Source organism: Sporosarcina oncorhynchi, assembly GCF_033304615.1.
Classification (GTDB): Bacteria; Bacillota; Bacilli; order Bacillales_A; family Planococcaceae; genus Sporosarcina; species Sporosarcina oncorhynchi.
Genome location: NZ_CP129118.1, coordinates 2,555,021 through 2,580,368 on the forward strand (window position 1 = coordinate 2,555,021; position 25,348 = coordinate 2,580,368).

Below are 25,348 nucleotides of genomic sequence, written 5' to 3' on the forward strand. Positions count from 1 at the left end.
TCTTCTGTTGAAAAACATGCATCTCCGAATGATTCCATAGTCGTTCGGCTATCCTATACCTAATTGTTTAACAAAAGGGAGGAGCTGTTTCGTATGGACTCACAACAGGATCACTACAAACCGCATCTTTTCGCGAAAATCATTGAGAAGCTAGGGAAATCCGACGATTTAGTTCATACACCGATGCAAGTGTCCGAGGAAAAGGCACAAGTGCTATTCCTAAAAAGTGTCATCAATGTAACTGAACTACAACAGCTGGTCATCAAACCATTTTTTGAAATGAAATCTGAAGAAGGATTTTTACAATATATCCGGTCCTTACCAAATCAAATTGAATTCACTGATGAAACATCACTTCTCGTTAACATGACAAAAGGGATGCTTCTCATCAATGTTCGACAACACTACATTTTATTGGATATTAAAAAAGTCAATACCGATATTGTTCAACTGAACTCCCTCGAACCTTCAATTCACGGACCACAATATGGTTTTAGTGAAAGTCTTGAGACAAACATCAATCTGTTGCGGCATCGTTATTCAGAACCTTCCCTCGTTGTTGAAGTGAGTGAACTGAAAGATCGTGCAAAATCATCTTTCGCAATTATTTATGACGATGAGACCGTTGATAAGAATGTTTTGACATTGTTAAAGAAACGTTTGAACGAAATTGAAAATCCGCTCATCCAATCGTCCGCCGATTTAGAGAATTATCTCAATCAGCGCAAGGCAACACTATTTCCGACGACTCTATTGACAGAGAGACCAGATCGAATGATCTATAACCTCACGGCTGGAAAGATTATCGTCATCGTCGATGGTAGCCCGCAAGCTACGATTGTACCAGCCGTATTTTTTGATTTCATGGTTTCCATGGATGACCATTACCATAATTTCTGGGCATCATTGCTGACCAAATTCTTACGATATGCGGGACTGTTTACATGTATTCTGTTGCCTTCAATTTATGTAGCAATCATTTCATTTAATCCTGACGTTATCCGAACAGAATTGGCATTGACGGTTGCTGGAAGTAGAATCGGTGTACCCTATCCGTCCTACATTGAAGTACTGTTCATGCTTATATTTATTGAATTATTGACAGAAGCGAGTATTCGTCTTCCAAAAGCTGTCAGCGCAACAGCGACGACAGTAGGAGGCCTCATCTTAGGTACAGCTGTAGTCGAAGCGGCACTCGCTTCCAATATTATGATTATCGTCGTTTCACTTGTCGCTATTTCAACTTTCGTCATCCCCATCAACGAGATGAGCTTCTCTGTTAGATCGACGCGCTTTCTACTGTTGCTATATACAACATTTTTTGGGTTGGCAGGCGTAATCGTTGGGTTTATTGGAATCATCATATTCTTAGCGAATAAGGAGAGTTTCGGAACGCCCTATTTAGCAGTTTACTGGAAGAATCGCACAAAAGAATTGAAGGTGAATGGGAAATGAACCGTTTTCTTTATTATCTGATCATCATTAATATGATCGCTAATATCGTTGCGTCTGTCCCACGAATTTTATTGGCGGAAAGCACAAATGGCGCGATTACCTCTATGATTCTTGGCACATTTGCGGGACTATTCATTACTATTGTCACGATAAAGTTCTACGCTGCTTATCCAAAAACAGATTTGATGGAATTATTGAATACGCATACGCGAAAATGGTTTTCTATTCTTGCCTTACTTTACTTTGCAATCAATTGGTATATTGCCGGTCTGATTACACTCATTACTTTCACATTCATTCTTATTCGCTTTCTGACACCTGAAATGCCTCTCGTTGTGATCCTTTTCAGCCTGTTGGTTGTTATATTGGGTGGTATTCTCATCAAAACAAAAAGTATATTATTCATGTTTGAAGTTGTAATCGTTCTATTCTGTCCACTTATTATTTTTCTTCTCGTAAAAACAGGATTCAACAATGTTTTTGTTATCGACTATGTAAGAATCGCCATGATGCATATTAACGAAATGCCGAGCTACTCAGCTTTAACTGCAACAAGTTATCTATATATCGGCATTGTCAATTTAGCAGTTTTCAATAAATTTTTTAGTCATAAAAAAAAGATAACGTTTCTCCCCATTTTCATACTTACCATCGTAGGTGTTGTTGTTTTGGGTCTCACATACTTTGCACCGATTGGTGTCGGTGGATTTGATGAAATTGAACGGCTCATTTATCCATGGATTTCCACGAGTGATTCCATTCGAATGAAATTCGGTCTCGTAGAACGCCTCCTCTTTATTTTTCTGCTCGTTTTTTTAGCGATTGCCATTATGAGCATCATCATTCATTGGCATGGAGCAAGTAAGCTGTTGCAAGGTGCTTTTTCACGTAAATGGTTTAATTGGAAGGGCCATGATCTGTCTCCATTCTTGTACATCATTCTTTTCTCGCTTATTGCATTGATCGCGATGATTAATCTGACTGAACACCAATTGTTTAAACTCACCCAGTTTTTCTTCAATCTACTTCCTAGTTTCTTTGGGATTTCAATGTTTGTATTCTTCACTATTAATAGGAGGGCTAAGAGATGAAGTCATTTGCAATAGCTCTCGTTCTACTTTTATCTATCATTTTACAGACGGGATGTTCGTTCAAGGATATCGACAAACGGCTTTTTATAGCTGCGATTGCCATTGATCCTGCGGAAAGCGGGGCCGGCTATAAAGTGACATTGAAACTGGCTTTACCGATTGCTTCAGTAAAGAATTCGTCAGGCCCGCGATATGCCTATTTGGAGACAGAAGGCGACTCAATTGGTGAGTCATTGAGAAAGCTTGAAAGTCACGCCGATAAAGTGCTCGAGTATGGGCATGTCAAAGCAATTATCATTAATGAAAAACTTTTTTCAGAAGATGTTCAGATGTTTATGGATTATTTTACACGGAGGGGTGATATTCAACTCATTGCGTATGTGATAGCTGCGAAGCCTTCTGCAGCAGAAATCATCAAAGTTGAACCTGAAACGGAAGCGGCTTCCACAATAACGCTATTCAACTTTTTCGACGACTCTGCTACAGAAAGCCCATATATAACTACCAGTTTTTTATTCCAATTCAGAAGAGACTATCTAGGTAAGGGAATCTGTGCATTCATCCCTCTCATGGAAACGAATGACGAAGGGACAGAGCTGATTGTCCAAAAAGCGATTGCTACAGGGGAAGGTAGTGATTCGCTAACGTTAAGTGACAACCAAACAAAATATTACAATTCTCTATTTAATAGAAAGAGTGGACTGGACTATCTAGTCGAAACTGATGATCTGAAATTGATGCTTAATATTAAACAAGTTAAGATGTCCTATCAAATCATTACGGAAGGAAATGAACCGAAATCAATAAAAGTGCATGTAGATTTTGCGGGCATTATCGGACAATCAAGCAAGGTACTACATATTGAAAAATTGGACAAGTATAATACAGCTTCAGAAAAAGTACTCAAGGAGAATTTAACAGATTTTTTTAAGACTCTACAAGAAGCTAACATTGACCCCGGTTTCGGACTTAGGTATCGCGCTACACGACTGAATCAAGAAGGGCTCATTGAAAAATGGGAAGCTGCCTACAAAGATTTACCTATCGATATAAGCGTAAAAGTTCGACTCAAAAGCACTGGGGCAGTTGAATGAGTATGAAGAAAACAGGCCACTCCAAGTTAGGAGCTGCCTGTTTTACTACTGTTTATTCAAATGTGCGCCAGCCAATGTCCGTCCGGTAAAAGAATCCGTTCCACTCCAGCCCGTCCAATCCGTTGTAGACGTTTTGCTGCGCCTCTTTCAAGGAAGGACCCATCGATGTGACAAGGATGACTCTTCCACCATCTCCGGAAAAACCGTCATCTACACGTTTCGTTCCTGCATGGAACACTTCTAGTCCCGCAGCTTTCAATGCAGTCAAGTCAGGTAACCTGTCACCTTTCTTGACGCCTGAAGGATATCCGTCAGCTGCGATAACTACACCTAACACTGCCTCGTCATTCCACTTCAATTCAAAAGGCTCATTGTTCATAAGCGCCATCATGAATGCACCGAAGTCGGATGCCATACGCGGCAAGACAACTTGTGTTTCAGGGTCCCCGAATCGAGCATTAAACTCGATTACTTTCGGTCCTTCTTCTGTTAATATCAATCCAGCATATAAGATGCCTGTGAAAGGAGTACCTTCTTTCGTCATCGCTTCAACCGTCGGTACGACAACTCTATTATAAGCTTCCTCGATTACATCATTTGAAATTTGTGGTACGGGTGAATAAGCACCCATTCCTCCCGTATTGGGTCCTTTATCTCCGTTATACGCGCGCTTATGGTCTTGTGCAATAACCATCGGATAGATCTGACCTTCATGAACGAACGACATATAGGAAAACTCTTCTCCGTCTAGAAACTCTTCGATCACGACTGTAGACGAGGAATCCCCAAATTTCTGATTGCCAATCATGTCTTCCACTGCTTCGATTGCTTCATCCAACGTCATCGCAACAACGACACCTTTACCTGCCGCCAGGCCATCTGCTTTTACGACAATAGGAGCCCCTTTTTCACGGATGAAAGATTTCGCTTCATTGACATCTGTAAATGTTCCGTATGCTGCAGTTGGAATCGTATATTTCGCCATCAATTCTTTTGCAAATGATTTACTGCCTTCAATTTTCGCCGCAGCTTGAGTGGGGCCGAATATTGTAAGATCTCGTTCGTTAAAGAAATCCACAATACCGTCCGCTAGTGGTTGTTCAGGTCCTACAAATGTCAGGCTAATCCCATTGGATTCCACAAATGAAGCCAAGCCTGCAAAATCATCCGCACGTAAGTCAACGCATGTAGCTTCATCAGTCATGCCGTCATTTCCAGGTGCCACGAACACATCCGTAACAGATGGAGACTGGTTAAACTGCCGGGCAATGGCATGCTCCCGTCCCCCACTACCAATCACAAGAACTTTCATATGCGAATTACCCCTCTCTTAATGCTTGAAATGACGTACGCCTGTGAATACCATCGTAATGCCGTATTCATTCGCTTTTTTAATGGAATCCTCGTCTTTGACAGAGCCACCAGGTTGAATGATTGCGGTAATACCCGCTTTGGCAGCCGCTTCAACCGTATCATCCATCGGGAAGAACGCGTCTGAAGCAAGAGCCGCACCTTTTGCACGTTCTCCCGCTTGTGTAAGAGCGATTCCTGCAGCACCAACACGGTTCATCTGTCCCGCACCGATACCTAAAGTCATCTGCGAATCGGTGACAACTATTGCATTCGATTTGACATGTTTAACGACCGACCAACCGAGTTTTAGTGCTTCCCATTCTGCTTCAGTCGGTTCACGGTCCGTCGCAACACGGATATCCGCATCAACGAAACCGAATGTATCGGGTTGCTGCATAAGCAGACCACCTTCAACGGATACGGTATTCCATTTGTCTTTTTTATGTTGAGCGAATGGAATTGTGAGTAGTCGAATATTTTTCTTTTTCGTCAATAAAGTAAGCGCCTCTTCTGTGAAGGAAGGTGCAATGATAATCTCAAGGAAGATGTCCGACAGTTTTTCTGCAGTCGCCGCATCCACTTCGCGATTTAGTGCAACAATACCGCCGAAGATAGACATTGCGTCTGCTTCATAGGCTTTATTGAATGCTTCAGCGATTGTTTCACCTGTACCGACTCCGCACGGGTTCATATGTTTGACTGCCACTGCTGCCGGCTGGCCGAATTCCTTAACAATCTGTATAGCCGCATTGGCGTCCTGAATATTGTTGTAGGAAAGTTTTTTTCCGTGCAATTGTTCAGCATAGGCAATTGAGAAGTCCGAGCCAAGTGGGCGGCTGTAAAATGCTGCTTTCTGATGTGGGTTCTCACCGTAGCGGAGCGGTTGCTTCAATTCGTATGTATAGGTCACTTGCTCTGGGAATTCTTCACCAACAAGGTCAGTCAGGTAAGTAGATATCAACGCATCATAAGCTGCTGTATGACGGAACACTTTTGCTGCCAGACGTCGACGTGTTTCACGTGAAGTTTGTCCATCTTGCTTTAATTCTTCAAGGACTTGACTATAATCTGCCGCGTCCACGATAACCGTTACATAGGCATGGTTCTTTGCGGAAGCACGAAGCATTGCCGGACCGCCGATATCGATGTTTTCGATTGCATCTTCAACGGAAACGTCAGCCTTTGAAATGGTTTCTTTGAAAGGGTATAAGTTCACGCAAACAACATCAATCGGTTGGATGCCGTGTTCTGTCATCTGTGCCTGATGGGCTGGATCGTCCTGTTTCGCAAGAAGCCCCCCATGAATCATTGGGTTAAGCGTTTTGACGCGCCCTTCCATAATTTCAGGGAACCCTGTTACTTCGTCGACTGCTGTAACAGCGACACCGTTTTCTTTAAGATGTTTCATCGTTCCGCCGGTAGATAGAATTTCATAGTCTAATGCTTCAAGCGCTTGTGCAAACGCCAAAATCCCATTTTTGTCCGATACGCTCAGCAATGCACGTTTTTTCACGAATAAACCCTCCGATTGTAAGATTGTGGTCGACATTAATTTGCCGTTTTTCTGCGTTTGTTGCATATAGATGTAGGCTCTCACTTTTCAAATAGCATTTTCAATGTTTCCTTGTAGAGTACATGTTCCACTTTATGAATTACTTCTGCAGTTCCTTCTGCATCCCCCTCAATAACACGAACAGCTTCTTGGGCGAGTATCGGTCCAGTGTCCATGCCCGCGTCTACTAGATGGACAGTGACGCCGGTAACTTTGACACCATGTTCGATTGCTTGACCGATTGCGTCTTTTCCTGGGAATGATGGAAGTAGTGATGGATGGATATTAATAATGCGTGATGGATAAGCGGATAATAGATTCGGTCCGATAAGACGCATATAACCTGCTAGGATAATCCATTCCGTTTCCGCGGCTTGCAGTATATCGATGACAGCATGTTCATGAGCAGCTTTAGATTCGAATGCTTTCGGTCGCAGGACAGTGACTGGAATTTCAGCTTGTTTAGCCCTTTCAATGACGTATGCATCTGGTTTGTCCGTGATCACGTGGACAATTTCCGCCTGTAGTTCTCCTTCGCGGCAAGCTTGTTCAATCGCCGTGAAGTTACTGCCGCTTCCAGAAGCGAAAACGGCAATCCTCACTTTGTTCGTCATTCGGACAAGCTCCCGTCATGGTTACCAAGGAAAGTAATGCCTTCCCCTTTAACGACACTGCCGATTTCGAATGCGTCTTCACCATGTGTTGCTGCAATCTGAATCGCACGTTTTGCCTGGTCTGCAGGCAATGCAACGACAAATCCAATTCCCATATTGAAGACGCTATAGAGATCTTTATCTACTAGCTTGCCTTTGTCTTTAAGCATTTTAAAGATTGGCAGGATTGGCCAAGAACCGAGATTGACTTCTACACCGAATCCAGCTTGGAACATTCTCGGAAGGTTCTCATAAAAACCGCCACCTGTAATATGTCCCATTGCATGCAGTTCAAGTTCTTCATTCATCTCAAGAACTGGTTTTGCATAGATTTTCGTCGGTTCAAGCAATGCGTTTCCGACTTTGCCAAGCTCTTCGTATCCTGCGATATAGTCATCGATTTTATAACCTTGTTCTTCAAGAACGATTTGACGGACAAGCGAAAAACCATTTGAATGGATGCCGCTTGATGCAATTCCAACAAGGACGTCCCCTTCCACAACTTTTTCACCTGTCACGATTTTACTTTTCTCACATGCGCCAACCGCAAACCCTGCAAGGTCGTACTCTTCAACATCATAAAGTCCCGGCATTTCAGCAGTTTCTCCACCGATTAATGCCGCACCAGATTGAACACAACCATCTGCGATACCTTTAACGATTGCTTCGACTTTCTCAGGAACTGCTTTGCCAAGTGCAATATAATCTAGGAAGTACAATGGCTCTGCGCCTTGAGCAACAATATCATTCACACACATCGCAACACAGTCAATACCAATTGTATCGTGCTTGTCAGCCATGAATGCCAATTTCAATTTCGTCCCGACGCCATCTGTACCGGATACTAGAACAGGTTCTTTATAACCGAGTTCAGAAAGATCGAACATACCGCCGAATCCGCCGAAAGCTCCCGTCACACCTTTACGCACAGTACGTGCCACATGGGATTTCATCCGTTCAACGGACTCATAGCCAGCCTCTATATTAACGCCTGCTTTTTCATATGCTTTTGACATGGAAAGCCCTCCTTATCGTCCGATTTCTTTTTCATGAGGTAATACAGTATCGGCATAAATATCAGTCGGATATTCACCCGTGAAGCATGCCAGACATTGACCGCAATTTTTCATTTCTTCTGGTCTGCCGATTGCTTTCAGCATGCCTTCTGCTGATAAAAACGTTAGTGAATCTGCACCAATTAAGTCGCGCACTTCGTCAACTGTACGACCTGCTGCGATCAATTCTGAATCCGTACTAATATCTACACCGTAAAAACAAGGGCTCACTAATGGCGGTGCACCGATGACCACATGCACTTCCGTCGCACCTGCATCTTTCAACATCTTGACGATCCGTCTGGAAGTCGTGCCACGGACGATTGAATCATCCACCATGACAACTCGTTTTCCTGCAACGACTTGATGCACAGGCGACAACTTCATCTTCACGCCTCGCTCACGCATCGATTGAGTCGGCTGGATGAATGTCCGGCCTACATATCTATTTTTAATCAATCCAAGTTCATAAGGAATACCACTTTCTTCTGAGAACCCGATTGCCGCTGAAATACTGGAGTCCGGTACACCAGTTACTACGTCCGCTTCAATCTTCACTTCACGTGCAAGTTGTTTACCACAACGTTTACGCGCCATATGGATATTGATGCCGTCAATATCTGAATCCGGTCTTGAGAAATAAACGTATTCCATCGAACACATCGCCGGATCCGCCGCTTCAGCGAAACGGTCTGATACTAACCCTTTATCATTAATGATGATCAATTCACCCGGTGCAACCGAACGAATCGGTTCAGCACCGATTAAGTCAAAAGCACATGTCTCTGATGAAACGACCCATGCATCCCCGAGCTTCCCAAGTGACAATGGACGTAAACCGTTCGGGTCTTGTGCAACCATCAAGCCTTCTTCTGTCAAAACGACAAAAGCAAAAGCTCCTTTAAGCATCGACAATGCTTTCTTCACACGATCACGCTGTGTCAAAGATCCACTACTGCTGCGTTTAATTAAATGTGCCAACACTTCCGTATCGGACGTCGTTTGAAAAATACTACCTTGTCTTTCCAAGCTTTCTTTCAAATCTTTCGCATTGATCAAGTTACCGTTATGCGCAATCGCCATACTGCCCGTTGTAGAACGGAAAACTAACGGTTGGACATTTTCTACCCCACGTCCATCTTCTGTTGTGTAACGAACTTGGCCTATCGCATTTTTTCCCGTCAACGTGTTGAATGCATCTCCTGAGAACACATCATTGACAAGACCTTCACCTTTTACAACATGAATACCTTTTTCATCTTTCGTCGCTATCCCAGCACCTTCTTGACCTCGATGCTGTAATGCGTGCAACCCATAATAACTGAGTTGCGCCGCATCTTCATGACCCCAAATCCCGAATATACCGCACTCTTCGTTCAGGCCTCTGAGTTCAGCAAGCATGCAATAGCCCCTTTCCAAGCGGAACGGAACTCTTCAACCGTCCCTTCTATTAAAACGGCATCGTCGCCTTTAATAACAATCTCTTCCGTTGCAGTAACAGTTCCAATTCGTTTTGCATCCTGTACCAATTTTTCAAATGCGCTAGCATGTTCGTCTTTAACAGACACGAGGAAACGTGACTGTGTTTCGCTAAATAGCGCAGTAACCGCAGATCCTGAAACCTCTACTTCCGCACCAAGACCTTCTGCATCGAATGCACTTTCACATAATGCAACTGCGAAACCGCCTTCAGATAGATCAGTAGCGGATTGAACGAGTTTGCTTTGTATCGCAGTGAGAAGCCCTTTTTGACGGGATACTTCGACGTCCAGGTCAATCGCAGGTGCTTTCCCGAAAATCTTACCTTCAACCATTTGTTGCAATTCACTACCACCAAATTCAGTTGCAGTTTCACCGATGACGTAGATTGCGTCACCTGCTTGTTTGAAGGCTGTCGTCGTCACTTGGGACAGATCATGCACAATGCCGACTAAGCCCATTGTAGGCGTCGGATAGACTGGCACACCGTTCACTTCATTGGACATGGAAACGTTACCGCCAATAATCGGTGCATTCAGCTTGCGGCATGCTTCTGAAATTCCGTCAGCAGACTTTTCGACTTGCCAGAACACTTCAGGCTTGTCAGGGCTACCGAAGTTCAAGCAATCTGTTGCTGCAATCGGTTCAGCACCTGAACAGATGAGGTTACGAGTTGCTTCAGCGACTGCAATCTTCCCGCCTGTTTCAGGATCCAAGTAAATGAAACGTGAATTACAATCTGCAGTCATAGCAAGACCTTTATTCGTACCGCGCACTCTGATGACACCTGCAGATGAACCAGGCGCAACGACTGTATTCGAACGTGCTTGTGTATCGAATTGATTGTAGACCCATTCTTTTGACGCGATTGTCGGACGTTGCAGCAATGCTAACAATGTCTCTTTTAAATCCCCGACAGCAGGCTCAGCATTATCCATTGCTTGGAATTCCGCAAAGTACGCAGGTTCTTTCGATTCTTTATAATAAACCGGAGCATCTTCTGCAAGTGTATCTGCTAAGATTTCCGCAACTGTTTCACCTTTATGTTTCAATCGAAGCATTTTGTCATCTGTAACGACACCGATTGACACCGCTTCAATACCGTATCCCGAGAATAGATCGATGATTTCCTGTTCGCGTCCTTGTTTCACAACAATCAGCATGCGCTCTTGTGATTCGGATAACATCATTTCATAAGCCGTCATACCTTCTTCACGCTGAGGAACTAAATCTAAGTTCATCTCCACGCCGAAGCCCGCTTTTGAAGCCATTTCTGCTGCCGAAGAAGTCAGTCCAGCTGCCCCCATGTCTTGAATACCGATTAACGCATCCGATTTTACTAATTCAAGGCAAGCTTCCATAAGCAGTTTTTCCAAATACGGATCTCCAGCCTGCATAACAGGTAGTTCGGCTTCTTTGTCGACTGCCACTTCCGTCGAAGACATTGTCGCTCCGTGAATACCATCACGGCCAGTTTTTGCCCCTGCATAGATAACCGTATTCCCAACACCTGAAGCCAATCCTTTTTGGATATCTTCGTGATTCAATAAACCGACTGTCATTGCATTGACCAAAGGACGTTTGGAGTAACAGTTATCAAACTGCACTTCTCCTGCGATTGTCGGAATACCGATTGTATTGCCGTAGCTCGCAATTCCCGCTACAGCTTGTTCAAACAAGTAACGATCACGTGCATCTGACAAGTCACCAAAACGCATTGAATTCACTAGAGCTACAGGGCGTGCACCCATAGAGAACACATCACGGATGATTCCGCCCGCACCTGTTGCAGCACCGATGAACGGCTCTATTGCTGAAGGGGAGTTATGTGATTCCATTTTGAATACTGCTGCCTGGTTATCACCGATATCTACGATTCCTGCACCTTCACCTGGCCCTTGAAGAACACGTTCACCTTCTGTTGGAAATTTACGCAAAATCGGTTTTGAACTTTTATATGAACAATGTTCAGACCACATAGCGGAGAACAATCCTGTTTCCGTGTAGTTAGGAAGACGTCCGATCATTTCAGTTGCACGATCGAACTCCTCATCGGTCATTCCCATTTGACGATATAACTTTTCATCTTTGATTTGTTGAGTTGTAGGTTCATGCATGACTGACATTGCGTTCACTCCAGTTCTTCAAAATTGATTGGAATAAAGGTAAACCATCTGTACCGCCGATGATCTCTTCAACTGCCCGTTCAGGTAGCGGCATCATACCAAGGACATTTCCTTGTTCATTCAACACACCCGCAATGTTCTCCACACTGCCGTCATGATTTTCCTCTGTATATGTAAACACGATACGACCATTATCCTTTAATTGCTTTGCTGTCTCTTCATCCACAAAGTAGTTTCCGTAATGATGTGCAAAAGGTAATGTAATCAGTTGTCCTAGTTCGTATACAGTTGTAAAAGTCGTCGAAGCATTCTCAACCTTGAGCAATGCATTGCCATTTCTGAACTTTAAGCTTTTATTCATCAGGAACCCACCTGGTAAAATTCCCGCTTCAACAAGAATCTGAAAACCGTTTCCAACGCCAAGTACAGGCTTACCTGTTTGGACGAATTCTTTTAGGTTAGCAATAGATGGCGAACTTTGCGCTAGCGCGCCCGGACGTAAATAATCCCCGAAAGATGCACCTGTTGGTATAAGGACTGCATCATAGTTCTTTAAATCCACATCATTGTGGTTAACGATTTCCGCGCCTTCACCGACAATATCCAATACGGCATGCACCATATCTTCATCACAGCTGGAACCTGGAAAGCTTAGTATAGCGAACCTCATTTGCCCGCAACCTCCCCGATTTCAAAGCTATAGTTTTCAATCACTTTATTGACAAGAAGAGCGTCACACATTTCATTTACACGTGTTTCAATTTCTGCATTCGTTCCAGAAAGTTCTAGCTCAATGAGTCGACCGATACGCACATTACTCACTTCGTTAAAGCCCAGCTTGTGCAATGCATCTTGTGTAGCAATACCTTGTGGATCTACAACGCTCTCGCGTAATGTTACGTATACGTTTACTTTAGTCATGTCTTTTTCCTCCCAAGTGGAATTAGTTTGTGATTGTATGGTTATGCGGCTTTTCTTACAGCCAGATGCCTGTTTCGTCTATTTCATGTAATGTTTGTTCAATGTTCTCCGTCATAATCGTTACATGGCCCATTTTGCGTTTTTCTTTTGCTTCCGCTTTACCATAGAGGTGAATCGACCAATCCGGATAATTCTTAATGCCTTTTTTTAATGGCGCTACATGTTCACCGAGGACATTCACCATAATGGACGGTGACCAAAGTTTCGGTTTTCGTAGTGGCCAACCGCAAATGGCACGAACATGCTGGTGGAATTGCGATACATTGCATGCTTCGATAGAATAATGACCCGAGTTATGTGGCCGTGGTGCCAATTCGTTAATAATGATGTCACCATTTTCAAGTACAAACATTTCAACAGCAAGCGTACCAACTAGCTCCAGGTGATCCGCGATCGTTTGTGCAGCCTGTTCTGCTTTCTCTATGACCGTCTCCGGTACACGTGCAGGAACAATTGATTCGTGCAGAATATGATGTCGATGAATATTTTCAGCAATCGGCAGGCAATACGATTCACCTGATGTATTGCGTTGTATAATGACTGATATCTCTTTTTCAAAAGGAACAAATGCTTCAGCGATACACGCCGAATGAGCAAATAATTCTTTTGCTTCTTCAATATCCGCTGCAGAATCAAGTTTAACTTGTCCTTTACCGTCGTATCCGCCAAATGCAGTCTTGACGACACACGGATAACCAACTGTTTCGAGCTTTTGCTTCAGTTCCTCAAAGTCTTTTGCAGTTATATAGTTTGCGACAGGTGCCCCTGAAGCTTTTATTTCAGCCTTCTCAGCAATCCTATTTTGTGTGATTCTGACAAGTTCCGCGCCTTGAGGTACATAAGCGTTCTGCGAAAGACGTTTTAAACCCTCGTAATCGATATTCTCAAATTCATACGTAATTACATCACTTACTTCGCCAAGCTCTTCCAAAGCCGCTTCGTCATTGTATGGCGCAACGATACGGATATCCGCAATTTGACCACAAGGCGAATCCATTGTCGGATCAAGCACTGCAATTTTAAAGCCCGCTTCTTTTGCCGCCAGCCCCATCATCCGACCAAGCTGACCGCCACCGATGATACCAATAGTCTGTCCTGGTAAAATAATCATTGTAAGTCACCACTACTTTCCAAAGCCATATCACGCATCTGGTTTCTACGCATTATAAGACGGTTTCGCAAATCCGCATCATGCACGGCTAAGAACTGTGCCGCTAGTAAACCAGCATTCGTTGCTCCAGCCTTGCCAATAGAAACAGTTGCTACAGGAACGCCACCCGGCATCTGTACAATCGACAACAACGAGTCCATGCCATTCAATGCTTTTGATTGTACCGGCACGCCAATAACAGGCAACAATGTTTTCGCTGCCACCATCCCAGGAAGGTGAGCTGCCCCACCCGCCCCAGCGATAATTACTTCGATTCCTCTATCTTGCGCATGTTCTGCATACTCAAACATAAAATCCGGCGTACGATGTGCTGAAACTACTTTCTTTTCATAGTCCACCTTCAACTCATCCAAAATATCACAAGTATGTTTCATCGTTTCCCAATCACTCTTACTTCCCATGATTACGCCGACTTTCGGTTCCACAGACAATCCGCTCCTTTTCATTCTTTTCAATACAAACAAAAAATCCTTGAATAAACTGTTCTCCATATACCTACGGAAAGCAGTTCATTCAAGGATATTTAATAAGCGTTAAGATGAATTGTTCCACTTGTCATGGCACACCTTTCGCTAATTCCTAAAATTCACTATTCCCCATAGTCCAGACATTACGGTGTCCTGGTAGAAACACTGAAGCCAATCCTTCAGCATATATGTGGATATCTATTTCACTACTTCATAGTACCAATTCAATGTTTATCCGTCAATTGAAAAACGAACGTTATTTCATTAAATTTCTCCATCGTTCGTCAATAAGGTGATTTAATCCAACAGAATTCCTTTAAACTTAATAACTTGCCGAATTGGCACATACTTTCCATCTATCTCTTCAAATAGCGGTTCTTCTTTTCGACCTGCAGCCGTATAGCCTTCTAACGCCATTCGATTCAGACATTCTTCAATTCCTTCGCCCTCTTGAACTTCAAACCAGACGGTCTTCTTCTTCGCACTCATTTGAATAGCTTTCCTTTCCGGACTGATTTCACCCAAAATCCGCCATGAATTGTCTTGGGCTCATAAGCGATGATGAAGGCTTTAGGATCAATCTGTTTAATGACTTCGTATAGTTTCAATTCATCTTTACGTGGCGTCAATATTTGCATAGCAGACCGATTGCCCTCTAATCCGTTGGCACCCCAATCTGTCACGCCATACCCTTTGTCTCGCAGCAGTTTTGGCATCGTATGGTCTACATCAGCCGTAATGACGTTTACAGTAATGTAACCAAGAGCCATTTTCTCTTCAATTTTTGTACCGATGATAATCCCGATTCCATATCCAACAGCATAAGCAATGATGTTTTGTACTTTGTCCAAGTTGTCCAACACTAACCCGAGACCAATAATATACACAACAACTTCTACCATACTGACCATTGCCGCTATGTAGCGATACCCTTTCAGTGTAAGAATCATGCGAATCGTGAAAAACGTGACATAGACTATATTGATAGCCAAAATAATTAATACCATGATCATTTTTAATCAAACCTCCTAAGTAGGATGACCTCCATCGTATCGCTCAACAAGCAAGATTACAAGAATTTGCGAGCTTTTCGGGTATTTCCTTTTCTTACTATGTTCCCTTTTAGATAGTTGAGTATGTGTAAAATCGATTTGTTTATAGAATTGTTAATGGAATTGATAATCCTGTACTGGATAGCTTGATGCAGCCTTGTGAGTTGAATGACTTTGCAGTGGTTCTTAGCGGCGTGGTTGAGCGGTTTCTGCTTGGGGTTGAGCGGTTTCTGCATGAGGTTGAGCGGTTATCGCTTGGGGTTGAGCGGTTTCCGCTTGAGGTTGAGCGGATTCCGCATCATGTTGAGCGGTTTCCGCTTGAGGTTGAGCGGTTTCCGCATCATGTTGAGCGGTTTCCGCTTGAGGTTGAGCGGATTCCGCATGAGGTTGAGCGGTTTCCGCATCATGTTGAGCGGTTTCCGCTTGAGGTTGAGCGGATTCCGCATCATGTTGAGCGGTTTCCGCATCATGTTGAGCGGTTTTCGCATCATGTTGAGCGGTTTCCGCATCATGTTGAGCGGTTTCCGTAGGAGGTTGAGCGGTTTCCGCATCATGTTGAGCGGATTCTCTTTCAACTTCTTTTTAATGCTGGTTAAAAGAAAAAGATTAATTTGTAAAATGCACTTCACGCGACATAGGAAGGTCTATGGACGATTTCCTATCCGCGAATAACGATTGCCGCGGGACAACGCCCACTTCCTATGCATCACGATTTCGCGCCAAATGCTTTTGACCAATCCTGCACTGTCAAACTTATTTTAGAACACAAAAAAACCATCCCCCACAAGGGATGGCCTTTGCCTGGCGAAGTCCTACTCTCACAGGGGGAAACCAGTTCCCTGCGTAATTTGCACCGTTGGTGTAAATTACGCAAAGTGACTTCGCCCCTTTACTACCATCGGCGCTGAAGAGCTTAACCTTTATTAACGAATAAAAAGTCAAAACAACAACTTACTCAACCTTCGGTCGAATTTTAACGCACAAAAAAACCATTCCCCACAGGGAATGGCCTTTGCCTGGCGACGTCCTACTCTCACAGGGGGAAACCCCCTACTACCATCGGCGCTGAAGAGCTTAACTTCCGTGTTCGGTATGGGAACGGGTGTGACCTCTTCGCCATCATTACCAGACAACTGAACGATACTTGTTCGTTCAAAACTGGATAAAACAGACATTGATGCTGAACTCATCACGTTCAACCGTGCGCTTTCTAACTTGTCCAGCTTCGACTCCCAGTCGCTCGAGTCATAAGTCATCCTGCTCCCGTGGCTATGCCACTCCTTGCAGGCTATCTTATGCTTGTCGCGCCTATACGGTCGTCTCCGCTTTTCTTTATAAGGTTAAGTCCTCGATCGATTAGTATCCGTCAGCTGCACGTGTCGCCACGCTTCCACCCCGGACCTATCTACCTCATCTTCTTTGAGGGATCTTACTTACTTGCGTAATGGGAAATCTCATCTTGAGGGGGGCTTCATGCTTAGATGCTTTCAGCATTTATCCCTTCCACACATAGCTACCCAGCGATGCCTTTGGCAAGACAACTGGTACACCAGCGGTGTGTCCATCCCGGTCCTCTCGTACTAAGGACAGCTCCTCTCAAATTTCCTGCGCCCGCGACGGATAGGGACCGAACTGTCTCACGACGTTCTGAACCCAGCTCGCGTACCGCTTTAATGGGCGAACAGCCCAACCCTTGGGACCGACTACAGCCCCAGGATGCGATGAGCCGACATCGAGGTGCCAAACCTCCCCGTCGATGTGGACTCTTGGGGGAGATAAGCCTGTTATCCCCGGGGTAGCTTTTATCCGTTGAGCGATGGCCCTTCCATGCGGAACCACCGGATCACTAAGCCCGTCTTTCGACCCTGCTCGACTTGTAGGTCTCGCAGTCAAGCTCCCTTATGCCTTTGCACTCTACGAATGATGTCCAACCATTCTGAGGGAACCTTTGGGCGCCTCCGTTACTCTTTAGGAGGCGACCGCCCCAGTCAAACTGTCCACCTGACACTGTCTCCTGCCCGGATCACGGGCAAGGGTTAGAAGTCCAATACAGCCAGGGTAGTATCCCACCATTGCCTCCTCCGAAGCTGGCGCTCCGGACTCAAAGGCTCCTACCTATCCTGTACAGGCTGCACCGGAATTCAATATCAGGCTACAGTAAAGCTCCACGGGGTCTTTCCGTCCTGTCGCGGGTAATGCGCATCTTCACGCATATTATAATTTCACCGAGTCTCTCGTTGAGACAGTGCCCAGATCGTTACGCCTTTCGTGCGGGTCGGAACTTACCCGACAAGGAATTTCGCTACCTTAGGACCGTTATAGTTACGGCCGCCGTTTACTGGGGCTTCAATTCGAAGCTTCGCTTGCGCTGACCTCTCCTCTTAACCTTCCAGCACCGGGCAGGCGTCAGCCCCTATACGTCACCTTACGGTTTTGCAGAGACCTGTGTTTTTGCTAAACAGTCGCCTGGGCCTATTCACTGCGGCTCTCTCGGGCTTTAACACCCTACCAGAGCACCCCTTCTCCCGAAGTTACGGGGTCATTTTGCCGAGTTCCTTAACGAGAGTTCTCTCGATCACCTTAGAATTCTCTTCTCGCCTACCTGTGTCGGTTTGCGGTACGGGCACCTCCCGCCTCGCTAGAGGCTTTTCTTGGCAGTGTGAAATCAGGGACTCCGGGGAATAATTCCCCTTGCTGTCACAGCTCAATGTTATAGGAACGGGATTTGCCTCGTTCCACACCTCACTGCTTAGACGCGCATGACCAACAGCGCGCTCACCCTATCCTTCTGCGTCCCCCCATTGCTCAAACGGCGGGGAGGTGGTACAGGAATATCAACCTGTTATCCATCGTCTACGCCTTTCGGCCTCGACTTAGGTCCCGACTGACCCTGAGCGGACGAGCCTTCCTCAGGAAACCTTAGGCATTCGGTGGAAGGGATTCTCACCCTTCTTTCGCTACTCATACCGGCATTCTCACTTCCAAGCGCTCCACCAGTCCTTACGGTCTAGCTTCGACGCCCTTGGAACGCTCTCCTACCACTGACACCATAGGTGTCAATCCGCAGTTTCGGTGATCCGTTTAGCCCCGGTACATTTTCGGCGCAACGCCATTCGACCAGTGAGCTATTACGCACTCTTTAAATGGTGGCTGCTTCTAAGCCAACATCCTGGTTGTCTGGACAGCGTCACATCCTTTTCCACTTAACGGATACTTGGGGACCTTAACTGGCGGTCTGGGCTGTTTCCCTCTCGACTACGGATCTTATCACCCGCAGTCTGACTCCCAAACATAAATCATCGGCATTCGGAGTTTGTCTGAATTCGGTAACCCGGGATGGGCCCCTAGTCCAAACAGTGCTCTACCTCCGAGATTCTAACGTTTGAGGCTAGCCCTAAAGCTATTTCGGAGAGAACCAGCTATCTCCAGGTTCGATTGGAATTTCACCGCTACCCACACCTCATCCCCGCACTTTTCAACGTACGTGGGTTCGGGCCTCCAGTAAGTGTTACCTTACCTTCACCCTGGACATGGGTAGATCACCTGGTTTCGGGTCTACGACCCCATACTCATTCGCCCTATTCAGACTCGCTTTCGCTGCGGCTCCGCATTCACTGCTTAACCTTGCATGGAATCGTAACTCGCCGGTTCATTCTACAAAAGGCACGCCATCACCCATTAACGGGCTCTGACAACTTGTAGGCACACGGTTTCAGGATCTATTTCACTCCCCTTCCGGGGTGCTTTTCACCTTTCCCTCACGGTACTGGTACACTATCGGTCACTAGAGAGTATTTAGCCTTGGGAGATGGTCCTCCCGGATTCCGACGGAATTTCACGTGTTCCGCCGTACTCAGGATCCACTCTGGAGGGGATGGACTTTCGACTACGGGGCTATTACCCGCTCTGGCGGACCTTTCCAGGTCGCTTCGTCTAATCCAGCCTTTTGTAACTCCGTATAGAGTGTCCTACAACCCCAGGAAGCAAGCTTCCTGGTTTGGGCTCTTCCCGTTTCGCTCGCCGCTACTAAGGGAATCGATTTTTCTTTCTCTTCCTCCGGGTACTTAGATGTTTCAGTTCTCCGGGTGTGCCTCGTTTACGCTATGTATTCACGTAAACGTACTGCCCCATTAAAGGCAGTGGGTTTCCCCATTCGGAAATCTTCGGATCAAAGCTTACTTACAGCTCCCCGAAGCATATCGGTGTTAGTGCCGTCCTTCTTAGGCTTCTAGTGCCAAGGCATCCGCCGTGCGCCCTTTCTAACTTAACCTTTTCGGTCTTCAATCCGCTGTGACGCGTCATGAATTCCATAAGTGACCACTTCCGCATAGCGATATGCTTCCATGATCGTTAAAAAGACTTGCATTGTTCAATCACTAAGTGATTGACTCGGTTGATTAACTTGATGTTTTGTTGCTTCAATGTCGTTCTATCCAGTTTTCAAAGAACAAATAGGATTACGAAAAGCGCTCGCTTGTCGAAACCCATAATTTTGAAAGATCATCATATAGATGAACCTTCAAAACTGAACGCAAAACGTCAACGTATGAACCCAAGGTTCATATTCCGTAATAATCCTTAGAAAGGAGGTGATCCAGCCGCACCTTCCGATACGGCTACCTTGTTACGACTTCACCCCAATCATCTGTCCCACCTTCGGCGGCTGGCTCCCGTAAGGGTTACCCCACCGACTTCGGGTGTTACAAACTCTCGTGGTGTGACGGGCGGTGTGTACAAGACCCGGGAACGTATTCACCGTGGCATGCTGATCCACGATTACTAGCGATTCCGGCTTCATGCAGGCGAGTTGCAGCCTGCAATCCGAACTGGGAACGGTTTTATGGGATTGGCTTGCCCTCGCGGGTTTGCAGCCCTTTGTACCGTCCATTGTAGCACGTGTGTAGCCCAGGTCATAAGGGGCATGATGATTTGACGTCATCCCCACCTTCCTCCGGTTTGTCACCGGCAGTCACCTTAGAGTGCCCAACTAAATGATGGCAACTAAGATCAAGGGTTGCGCTCGTTGCGGGACTTAACCCAACATCTCACGACACGAGCTGACGACAACCATGCACCACCTGTCACCACTGTCCCCGAAGGGAAAGACATGTCTCCATGCCGGTCAGTGGGATGTCAAGACCTGGTAAGGTTCTTCGCGTTGCTTCGAATTAAACCACATGCTCCACCGCTTGTGCGGGTCCCCGTCAATTCCTTTGAGTTTCAGCCTTGCGGCCGTACTCCCCAGGCGGAGTGCTTAATGCGTTAGCTGCAGCACTAAGGGGCGGAAACCCCCTAACACTTAGCACTCATCGTTTACGGCGTGGACTACCAGGGTATCTAATCCTGTTTGCTCCCCACGCTTTCGCGCCTCAGCGTCAGTTACAGACCAGAAAGCCGCCTTCGCCACTGGTGTTCCTCCACATCTCTACGCATTTCACCGCTACACGTGGAATTCCGCTTTCCTCTTCTGTACTCAAGTCCTCCAGTTTCCAATGACCCTCCACGGTTGAGCCGTGGGCTTTCACATCAGACTTAAAGGACCGCCTGCGCGCGCTTTACGCCCAATAATTCCGGACAACGCTTGCCACCTACGTATTACCGCGGCTGCTGGCACGTAGTTAGCCGTGGCTTTCTGACGAGGTACCGTCAAGGTACGGGCAGTTACTCCCGTACTTATTCTTCCCTCGCAACAGAGCTTTACGATCCGAAAACCTTCTTCGCTCACGCGGCATTGCTCCATCAGACTTTCGTCCATTGTGGAAGATTCCCTACTGCTGCCTCCCGTAGGAGTCTGGGCCGTGTCTCAGTCCCAGTGTGGCCGATCACCCTCTCAGGTCGGCTACGCATCGTTGCCTTGGTAGGCCATTACCCCACCAACTAGCTAATGCGCCGCGGGCCCATCCTGCAGTGACAGCCGAAACCGTCTTTCAGAGTTCCTTCATGCGAAGGAACTGATTATTCGGTATTAGCCCCGGTTTCCCGGAGTTATCCCCATCTGCAGGGCAGGTTGCCCACGTGTTACTCACCCGTCCGCCGCTGATATCAGGGAGCAAGCTCCCATCAATCCGCTCGACTTGCATGTATTAGGCATGCCGCCAGCGTTCGTCCTGAGCCAGGATCAAACTCTCCATGATAGAAGAAAATGAATAGCTCATTTCTTGCTGGCATCAATTAAGATGTCAATTTCGAATCCGAAGATTCGTTTTGTTCGTTCACCGGCAAGCCGGTTGCAGAACTTGTATTGTTGACGTTTTGCTGTTCAGTTTTCAAGGTTCAATGTTTGTCTAATGCTGTCGGTTTGTGTTGTTCTCTCGACTGCTTTATAACTATACCAAAGCTTTTCGGACATGTCAACGGTTTTACTAAACAATTTTAAGTCCACTTCAACTTCTTTCTATTATAAAATAAAAAAGATTGTAGGTATCCCAATACACACAGGGTTTCCCTACAATCTTTTCAACTAAAACTTTTCAAAAAATTATTCGATAAAGATGAAGTACAAGATAAAGATGATGAACAATACATACATAATCGGATGAATTTCTTTCCTGCGTCCACTTAGTAACATTGTTATCGGATAGAAGATAAACCCGATTGCGATTCCTGTTGCAATACTGTACGTTAACGGCATTGCAATAATCGTAAAGAATGCAGGTACAGCAATTTCAAACTTCGTCCATTCAATATTACCCAACGTCGTAACCATAAGAACCCCTACGATGATCAAAGCAGGCGCTGTGACTTCCGGTGTTATGACGAAGAGTAGTGGCGAGAAGAATAATGATAATAGGAATAGCAGTCCCACTACAATAGAAGAAAACCCTGTCCTTGCCCCTGCAGCAACTCCTGCAGTTGATTCGATATAAGAAGTCGTTGTCGATGTCCCGAATATAGATCCTGTCACTGTCGCCAATGAATCTGCAAGCAATGCTTTTCCTGCGCGTGGAAGTTTATCGTCCTTCATTAAACCAGCCTGTGTAGCAACCGCAACCAATGTTCCTGCTGTATCGAAGAAGTCGACGAACAGGAATGTAATGACGATGACTAGGAATTGAGTAGTCATCAATGATGCGGGGTCATTAAAGATTGAATGGAATGCGACACCGAAAGTAGATTCAACACTTGGTACTTTCGATACGATTTGAGTCGGCAAATCAATCAGACTTACGAACATTCCAAGAATCGTTGTCATGATCATGCCGTAGAAAATGGCCCCTTTGATTTTTCGGACCATCATGATGACCGTAATTACCAAACCAAAAATCGCAAGAAGCGTCGGTCCGTTTGTCAAGTCTCCGAGTGCTACGAGTGTATTCGGATCAGCAACTATGATATTGGCATTCTGTAAACCGAGGAACGTAATGAATAATCCGATACCTGCTCCCACTGCATATTTCAACTGTGCAGGGATGGCATTAATGATCATCTCCCGAAGCCCCGTCAGAGATAAGATAATGAAGATTACACCTGAGAACAAAACACCCGTCAGTGCTGTTTGCCAAGGTATCCCGTATCCTAACACTACCGAGAAGGCGAAGAACGCGTTAAGTCCCATACCTGGCGCAAGTCCGATTGGATATCTTGCAATTAACCCCATAAATATTGAACCGACCGCTGCCGCTAGTGCAGTTGCGACAAATACAGCACCCTTATCCATGCGCATTGCATCAGGAAGATCCGGAACTCCATCTAATGAAAGGACGAGCGGATTGACAGCCAATATGTACGCCATTGCTAAAAACGTCGTCAACCCACCGATAATTTCGCGACGATAGTTCGTACCTAATTTCTCAAACTCAAAATATTTCTTCATGATGACCGCCCTTTATATGATTTAGATTATGTAGTGCACGCTTTGAGCAAAGCTATTGATAAGAGTTTTGGCAATAAAAAAAAAAGGAAGTATACGAATGCCGCTCGTATACTTCCCCAAAGACAACTGGATGAAAGGAGAATCCTTTAATCCAATCATCGTAGGCGGAACATTTAAGGTGTCCGGTAGAGACTCTCGGGCCATATTCCCAAGATTATACGATGTTGTACTATTATATTATTCCCACTCGATTGTGCCAGGTGGTTTACCGGTAATATCGTAAACGACACGATTGACTTGATCGACTTCGGCAGTAATCCGGTTACTGATCTTCTCAAGAATATCCCAAGGTATTCTTGCCCAATCAGCAGTCATGCCGTCAACTGAGTGGACTGCACGAAGGCCAACTGCATAATCGTATGAACGTTTTTCATTCCTAACACCTACGCTCCGAATGTCGGGAAGGATTGCGAAATACTGCCAGATTTCCCGGTCAAGACCTGCTTTTGCAATTTCATCACGAAGAATCCAATCCGCTTCACGGACGATTTCAAGTTTCGCTTCTGTAATTTCTCCAAGAACGCGAACTCCTAGGCCAGGACCTGGGAACGGTTGGCGATTAACGATTTCAGAAGGTAATCCTAACTCAGCACCGACTGCACGTACTTCGTCTTTGAATAGTGCCTTTAGCGGTTCAATTAATTCGAACTCCATATCTTCTGGCAAACCACCAACGTTATGGTGGGATTTGATCACTTCTTTTGTTGCTGTACCACTCTCGATGATGTCAGCATAAATTGTACCTTGCGCAAGGAAATCGATTCCTTCAAGTTTACTTGATTCTTCATCAAATACATAGATGAATTCATTGCCGATGATTTTACGTTTCTGTTCAGGATCGGTTACACCTGCTAACTTGTCCAAGAAGCGTTTTTTTGCATCCACTTTAATAAAGTTCATATGGAATTGATTGCTGAACGTATCGACTACACTTTCCACTTCGTATTTGCGGAGTAGACCGTGATCTACAAAAATACATGTCAATTGGTCACCGATTGCACGATGGAGCAATGTAGCAACTACAGAAGAATCGACGCCGCCACTTAATGCACAAAGAACTTTACGGTCTCCAACTTGCGAACGAATCTTGTCTACTTCAATTTCAATGAAGCGTTTCATTGTCCAACTGTCTTTCCCTCCACAGATTGAGGAAACAAATTGACGAAGCATCTCTTTACCGTGGTCGGACTGAGGTGCTTCAGGATGGAACTGCAGCCCATAGATTTGCTTGTCTTCATTTGAAAAAGCGACAATGGCTCCTTTTGAATCCGCAGCAATTGAAACAAAGCCTTCCGGCAACGAAGTAACCGCATGTCCTTTGTTCATCAATACAGTCTGTGTGTGATCTATCCCTGCAAACAGTTTTGATTGTCCGACAAGTGAGATCTCTTGCGTATCCGCTTCGTCACTTGATGTTGCAACAGTACCGTTAAAATTGTTGACAATTAAGTTAGATCCGTATGCCACGCCGAGGACGGGAATACCCAAGTCGAAAATGCTTGCATCGATTTCATATGCTGCTTTGTCAGCAGATTCTGCTCCGCCTGACAAGACGATTCCAACTGCATTCATATTTTTGATATCTTCTGCAGTAATTGTGTGAGGATGCAATTCACTGTAAACACCAAACTCACGAATTGTACGTGTCATCAGTTGGTTATGTGCGTTCCCATAATCCAACACTACAATCTTTTCCTGTTCTACTAATAAAGGAGCTGTCGACAATCGATCCACCTCTTCCAGTTAAATTCCGATCTCTCAATAATCGGTAAAGACGCGTAAGAAAGTTCTACTTTCTACGCGCCTTTACATTCTACAACGGACAGAAACAGGACAGACCTGCTTCCACCTTCATAGACAAGTCATTTACGGTGACTTTGTAGAAACGTCCGAACCATATTATCAGACATATATGAGGGTTAATCGGTTAATCTTTTTTCCTATTT

General features: G+C 45.3%; 18 protein-coding genes, 3 rRNA genes and 3 riboswitches. Of the genes, 4 read left to right on the plus strand and 17 right to left on the minus strand.

Features of this window, described 5'->3' with window-relative positions; genetic code table 11:
* Positions 1-93 precede the first annotated feature (93 nt).
* The 3 genes from QWT69_RS12490 to QWT69_RS12500 are packed head-to-tail and all read left to right on the plus strand — an operon-like array spanning position 94 to position 3,640.
* Positions 94-1,455, plus strand: a complete 1,362-nt coding sequence (locus QWT69_RS12490) for a spore germination protein (protein ID WP_317966127.1) — start codon at positions 94-96, stop codon at positions 1,453-1,455.
* Complete coding sequence (locus QWT69_RS12495; protein ID WP_317966129.1) at positions 1,452-2,546, plus strand: GerAB/ArcD/ProY family transporter; 1,095 nt, start codon at positions 1,452-1,454, stop codon at positions 2,544-2,546. Before QWT69_RS12490 ends, QWT69_RS12495 begins: the two co-directional genes overlap by 4 nt.
* Positions 2,543-3,640 carry a Ger(x)C family spore germination protein gene (locus QWT69_RS12500; RefSeq protein WP_317966130.1) on the plus strand — a complete coding sequence of 366 codons (1,098 nt, stop codon included), beginning with the start codon at positions 2,543-2,545 and terminating at the stop codon, positions 3,638-3,640. The genes QWT69_RS12495 and QWT69_RS12500 overlap by 4 nt, the downstream gene beginning before the upstream one ends.
* A gap of 52 nt (positions 3,641-3,692) precedes the next feature.
* Here QWT69_RS12500 and purD read toward each other — a convergent pair whose 3' ends face one another.
* From purD to QWT69_RS12560, 12 genes are all read right to left on the minus strand, one after another.
* A complete protein-coding gene (gene purD / locus QWT69_RS12505; protein WP_317966131.1) occupies positions 3,693-4,952 on the minus strand; it encodes a phosphoribosylamine--glycine ligase in 1,260 nt (419 codons plus the stop codon).
* A gap of 18 nt (positions 4,953-4,970) precedes the next feature.
* Positions 4,971-6,506: a bifunctional phosphoribosylaminoimidazolecarboxamide formyltransferase/IMP cyclohydrolase gene (purH, locus tag QWT69_RS12510; RefSeq protein WP_317966133.1), complete on the minus strand. Its 1,536-nt coding sequence runs from the start codon at positions 6,504-6,506 to the stop codon at positions 4,971-4,973.
* Positions 6,507-6,586: 80 nt separating this feature from the next.
* On the minus strand, positions 6,587-7,159 hold the full coding sequence (purN, locus tag QWT69_RS12515) for a phosphoribosylglycinamide formyltransferase (protein WP_317966135.1): 573 nt from the start codon (positions 7,157-7,159) through the stop codon (positions 6,587-6,589).
* Positions 7,156-8,214 carry a phosphoribosylformylglycinamidine cyclo-ligase gene (gene purM / locus QWT69_RS12520; protein ID WP_317966137.1) on the minus strand — a complete coding sequence of 353 codons (1,059 nt, stop codon included), beginning with the start codon at positions 8,212-8,214 and terminating at the stop codon, positions 7,156-7,158. Before purM ends, purN begins: the two co-directional genes overlap by 4 nt.
* Before the next feature lie 12 nt (positions 8,215-8,226).
* Positions 8,227-9,654 carry an amidophosphoribosyltransferase gene (purF, locus tag QWT69_RS12525; protein ID WP_317966139.1) on the minus strand — a complete coding sequence of 476 codons (1,428 nt, stop codon included), beginning with the start codon at positions 9,652-9,654 and terminating at the stop codon, positions 8,227-8,229.
* Positions 9,630-11,858, minus strand: a complete 2,229-nt coding sequence (gene purL / locus QWT69_RS12530; protein ID WP_317966141.1) for a phosphoribosylformylglycinamidine synthase subunit PurL — start codon at positions 11,856-11,858, stop codon at positions 9,630-9,632. The genes purF and purL overlap by 25 nt, the downstream gene beginning before the upstream one ends.
* Positions 11,842-12,528, minus strand: a complete 687-nt coding sequence (gene purQ / locus QWT69_RS12535; RefSeq protein WP_317966143.1) for a phosphoribosylformylglycinamidine synthase subunit PurQ — start codon at positions 12,526-12,528, stop codon at positions 11,842-11,844. Before purQ ends, purL begins: the two co-directional genes overlap by 17 nt.
* Positions 12,525-12,779 (minus strand): phosphoribosylformylglycinamidine synthase subunit PurS, encoded by a 255-nt coding sequence (gene purS / locus QWT69_RS12540; protein WP_317966145.1) that lies wholly within the window; start codon positions 12,777-12,779, stop codon positions 12,525-12,527. The genes purQ and purS overlap by 4 nt, the downstream gene beginning before the upstream one ends.
* 55 nt (positions 12,780-12,834) lie before the next feature.
* Positions 12,835-13,950, minus strand: coding sequence for a 5-(carboxyamino)imidazole ribonucleotide synthase (gene purK / locus QWT69_RS12545; protein WP_317966147.1), 1,116 nt, complete (start codon positions 13,948-13,950; stop codon positions 12,835-12,837).
* A complete protein-coding gene (gene purE, locus QWT69_RS12550) occupies positions 13,947-14,435 on the minus strand; it encodes a 5-(carboxyamino)imidazole ribonucleotide mutase (RefSeq protein WP_317966149.1) in 489 nt (162 codons plus the stop codon). Before purE ends, purK begins: the two co-directional genes overlap by 4 nt.
* Positions 14,436-14,589: 154 nt before the next feature.
* Positions 14,590-14,689, minus strand: a riboswitch (purine riboswitch).
* 85 nt (positions 14,690-14,774) lie between these two features.
* A complete protein-coding gene (locus QWT69_RS12555; protein WP_317966151.1) occupies positions 14,775-14,966 on the minus strand; it encodes an NETI motif-containing protein in 192 nt (63 codons plus the stop codon).
* Complete coding sequence (locus QWT69_RS12560; RefSeq protein WP_317966153.1) at positions 14,963-15,490, minus strand: DUF2179 domain-containing protein; 528 nt, start codon at positions 15,488-15,490, stop codon at positions 14,963-14,965. The genes QWT69_RS12555 and QWT69_RS12560 overlap by 4 nt, the downstream gene beginning before the upstream one ends.
* Before the next feature lie 188 nt (positions 15,491-15,678).
* Here QWT69_RS12560 and QWT69_RS12565 point away from each other — a divergent pair, with 188 nt between their 5' ends.
* A complete protein-coding gene (locus tag QWT69_RS12565; protein ID WP_317966155.1) occupies positions 15,679-16,059 on the plus strand; it encodes a hypothetical protein in 381 nt (126 codons plus the stop codon).
* Between the two features lie 484 nt (positions 16,060-16,543).
* Here QWT69_RS12565 and rrf read toward each other — a convergent pair.
* The 5 genes from rrf to guaA all read right to left on the minus strand — a co-directional run bounded on the left by rrf (position 16,544) and on the right by guaA (position 25,052).
* A 5S ribosomal RNA gene (gene rrf, locus QWT69_RS12570) occupies positions 16,544-16,659 on the minus strand.
* Positions 16,660-16,865: 206 nt separating this feature from the next.
* Positions 16,866-19,799: ribosomal RNA gene (locus tag QWT69_RS12575) — 23S ribosomal RNA — on the minus strand.
* Positions 19,800-20,111: 312 nt separating this feature from the next.
* A 16S ribosomal RNA gene (locus tag QWT69_RS12580) occupies positions 20,112-21,663 on the minus strand.
* The 16S, 23S and 5S rRNA genes sit together here, the layout of an rRNA operon.
* 344 nt (positions 21,664-22,007) lie before the next feature.
* Positions 22,008-23,342, minus strand: coding sequence for an NCS2 family permease (locus QWT69_RS12585; RefSeq protein WP_317966157.1), 1,335 nt, complete (start codon positions 23,340-23,342; stop codon positions 22,008-22,010).
* A gap of 141 nt (positions 23,343-23,483) precedes the next feature.
* A riboswitch (purine riboswitch) is annotated at positions 23,484-23,584 on the minus strand.
* Complete coding sequence (guaA, locus tag QWT69_RS12590; protein WP_317971081.1) at positions 23,580-25,052, minus strand: glutamine-hydrolyzing GMP synthase; 1,473 nt, start codon at positions 25,050-25,052, stop codon at positions 23,580-23,582. Its footprint overlaps the riboswitch before it by 5 nt.
* A 184-nt stretch (positions 25,053-25,236) precedes the next feature.
* Positions 25,237-25,338, minus strand: a riboswitch (purine riboswitch).
* Positions 25,339-25,348 lie beyond the last annotated feature (10 nt).